At 34.9% G+C, this 1568-nt stretch carries 2 protein-coding genes; both read right to left on the reverse strand.

Features of this window, described 5'->3' with window-relative positions:
* Nucleotides 1-248: 248 nt before the first annotated feature.
* The gene (locus ACXAF9_RS18115) at nucleotides 249-677 is read right to left on the reverse strand and encodes a DUF943 family protein (protein WP_475076808.1); all 429 of its coding nucleotides are present in this window, start codon (nucleotides 675-677) and stop codon (nucleotides 249-251) included.
* Nucleotides 674-1501: a DUF3289 family protein gene (locus ACXAF9_RS18120; protein WP_475076812.1), complete on the reverse strand. Its 828-nt coding sequence runs from the start codon at nucleotides 1499-1501 to the stop codon at nucleotides 674-676. Before ACXAF9_RS18120 ends, ACXAF9_RS18115 begins: the two co-directional genes overlap by 4 nt.
* Nucleotides 1502-1568 lie beyond the last annotated feature (67 nt).

Consider the following 1568-nt stretch of genomic DNA (forward strand, 5'->3'; position numbering starts at 1 on the left):
CTGAAGGGCAAAAAAAGCGGGTTTTCCATATTCGAACCGCATTATAAACCACTATAAATCATACGGTTACGTATTTTTCAGGCCCGACTAAGTAGCTATCAATACCCGCCAGCATCAATCCCGCTTGAGTAACGCTGGTGAGGGTCAAACCAATGGCGATCAGTGTGGTCTATTAAACACGTCCTTGGCTGAACAACAAAGTGCTGTTGATCGAATTAAAAAGAGCCTCGGATGAGGCTCTATTGGATCTAACCTGGAAAATTGAGTCGCTCAAACCAAGTTCGTCTGGATTCTGAATATTCGAGGATTTTCCCATCTTTGAAGTGAATAGTTAAAGGATAGTCTTTATCTAAACACTTGTTTTGATTTTTTATAGTCTCAAAGCAAACGGTATCGTCATAGTTGTCCGGTATAAAACTTCCATGATAACTAATGAAATAAAGTCTGTAACTTCCATGTTTTGGTATTTCTCGCTTTAATGATTCTTCGACCAAAGATTGGTTTTTTATAAACCACTTAATAGAGGATTCTTTGTTGCTAGGGAAATTTTCAACCGCAACAATTCCCACGTATTGATTGCTCTCAGCGGCCACTAATGTTGGTGCATTAAATGAGTAATAATAAAAAATCATAATAATTATGATGATGGATAACATTGCAGTTAATATTTTTTTCATGATATGAGGCCTTGCAGATTTATTTCAGTTTCCATCTTGGTGATGAAAGGCTTATACCCGAAGTCCTCGTGTCTTTGTAAAAAGAACCATATTCTAAATAGATCCAGCTTACTATATATTGGGTGTAATATATCCTTGGCGTCTAATCCAAAGTGATCTTCTATGGTATATCTTAGTTTCAGAGAATAGCTTGCACCAGATGTTTGATATGAGGCTATATCTATTCTAGCTGCATAGATATCATGTACAGTTATTACTAAGCCATTGAAGTTATCCTTAAATCGGATGAATTTTGGTAAAAGACTGCTCTTTAAAAAAAATCTGATTTGTTCAATTAGTTTTTCATCAAGTTGATATGAATTATTTTTAAATTCTGATTTTATTATGTTTAATGTAGAGTCGTTTCTTGAGTCATTTAATATTTGAGAATGTAGCGCTTTGTTCAAAAGAGGACTTGAAAATGGCTGACCATTGTTGTAGTGCATGTGGTCAATCATTCTTTTTATAACGGATTTGTATGGGCCGATGAATGAAAACAAAGATGCTTTTTTTTGAAATTCTTCAAAAAGAAGGTCGGCACATTCATTTTTCGTGATAGGGGCGTTTTTTGATTTTAAAAAAGGAGTGTTTCCATAATAAACAATAGTTTTAGTTAAGAGGTATGGATCTACATGATCCGATATTTCCATAAGGTCATAGCTTTCTTTTAATTCTCTCTCTGTTAAGTCCCCATGTATCATATCAGGGGCTTGATAATCATCAAATTTTCGTTTTGAAGTAAATAAGTTGATAGGTGTTGCTAACGAGACTGTCGGATTAGACATTTAACACCATAAGACTCCATCCCACAGTCCTCCTTCATATTCCTTAACGCCTAAAAACCGTTTTTTC

Source organism: Neptunomonas sp. ABH4_499 (assembly GCF_056160565.1).

What these genes read in the sequence shown, in the direction of transcription:
- ACXAF9_RS18115 (WP_475076808.1), bottom strand. Translation starts at nt 677, where the DNA reads ATGAAAAAAATATTAACTGCAATGTTATCCATCATCATAATTATTATG.
- ACXAF9_RS18120 (WP_475076812.1), bottom strand. Translation starts at nt 1,501, where the DNA reads ATGTCTAATCCGACAGTCTCGTTAGCAACACCTATCAACTTATTTACT.